The following is a 1,510-nucleotide window of genomic DNA, read 5'->3' on the forward strand; positions in this document are numbered from 1 at the left end:
GCTCCCTCGCCACAAAAATGCGGACCCGTCACATAGGTCAAACCGTACGCGAATACTGCACCGTCTGCTCCCCTACCAGGTACGCGTCGAAGGCCATCGCCACGTTACGCATCATCAGTTGCCCTTGGGGCAGCAAGACCAACCCATCGCGGCGAATGTCCAGCAGCCCATCACCTACCAGTTCCTGGAGCCTATCCAGCGCCTCGCCAAAATAATCGGCGAAACGAATGCCGTGACCGGCCTCGATCCGGCCGAAATCGATCTGGCCATGGCACATCAGTTCGCTGATCACCTCACGGCGCAAGCGGTCGTCATCGCTCAGGCGGTAACCGCGCTGGACCGGCAGCAAGCCCTGGTCCAGGCGCGCGTAATATTGCGAAAGCTCCTTGACGTTCTGGTTGTAGCTGTCGCCGACCTTGCCGATCGAGGACACGCCAAGGCCGATCAAATCGCAATCGGCGTGGGTGGAATACCCCTGGAAGTTACGTTGCAACGTCCCCTCCGCACGGGCGCGCACCAGCTCGTCATCCGGCAGCGCGAAATGGTCCATGCCGATGTACACGTAGCCGGCCTCGGTCAGGCGATTGATGGTCAGTTCCAGCAACTCCAGCTTGCGCTCCGGTGGCGGCATGTCCTCGGGGCGGATCATCCGTTGCGCCCTCACCCGCTGCGGCAGGTGCGCGTAGCTGTACGCCGCGATCCGGTCGGGACGCAGGGCAATGATCTTGTCCAGGGTGACGTCGAAACTGGCGATGGTCTGCAACGGCAGGCCATAGATCAGATCGACGCTGACCGACTTGAACCGCGCCCGCCGCGCGGCCGCCACCAGCTCGGCGACTTGCGCTTCGCTTTGTATCCGATTCACGGCCGCCTGCACCTGCGCATCGAAATCCTGGATGCCGAAGCTCAGGCGATTGAACCCCAGCCGGCGCAAGCCCTCGACCTGCTCGGCATCGATCGTGCGCGGGTCGACTTCGATGGAAAACTCGTGGGCGTCGCTGTCGTCCATGTCGAACGACTGGTGCAGGCAGTCCATCAGGTCCGCCAGTTGTTCGTGGGTCAGGTAGGTCGGCGTGCCACCGCCCAGGTGCAGTTGGGTCAACTTGCGCGAACGGTCAAACAAGCTGGCCTGCAAGGCAATTTCGCGCTTGAGGTAGGTCAGGTACTCGGCGGCGCGGTGGGTCTTGCGGGTGATGATCTTGTTGCAGGCGCAGTAATAACAAAGGCTCTGGCAGAACGGGATGTGGATGTACACCGACAGCGGCTTGGGCACCGGGGCCTGGTTGCTGCGCTGGGCGGCCTGGCGATATTCGTCCATGGCGAACGCCGGGTGAAACTGTGGCGCGGTGGGATACGACGTGTAGCGCGGCCCTGGACGATCGTATTTTTCGACCAGGGCGCGATTGAAAGCGGAGGCAGCGTTCATGAAAGGTTCAACTTCTCAAAAGAGTTTTGGCCTGCGTTATCCGGCGCGGGGTCGAACAGGTTGCCGATCGCGTCCACGCTCAGG

Annotated in this window: 1 protein-coding gene; it reads right to left on the minus strand. The window is 62.1% G+C overall.

Annotated elements, in window-relative coordinates:
• Positions 1-37 precede the first annotated feature (37 nt).
• Positions 38-1,426: an oxygen-independent coproporphyrinogen III oxidase gene (gene hemN, locus OC610_RS27230; protein WP_264432498.1), complete on the minus strand. Its 1,389-nt coding sequence runs from the start codon at positions 1,424-1,426 to the stop codon at positions 38-40.
• Positions 1,427-1,510: the final 84 nt, after the last annotated feature.

The sequence above is a fragment of the Pseudomonas agronomica genome, from assembly GCF_025917275.1.
Classification (GTDB): Bacteria; Pseudomonadota; Gammaproteobacteria; order Pseudomonadales; family Pseudomonadaceae; genus Aquipseudomonas; species Aquipseudomonas agronomica.

Coding starts and splice junctions, on each gene's coding strand:
- hemN (WP_264432498.1), bottom strand. CDS start 1,426: ATGAACGCTGCCTCCGCTTTCAATCGCGCCCTGGTCGAAAAATACGAT.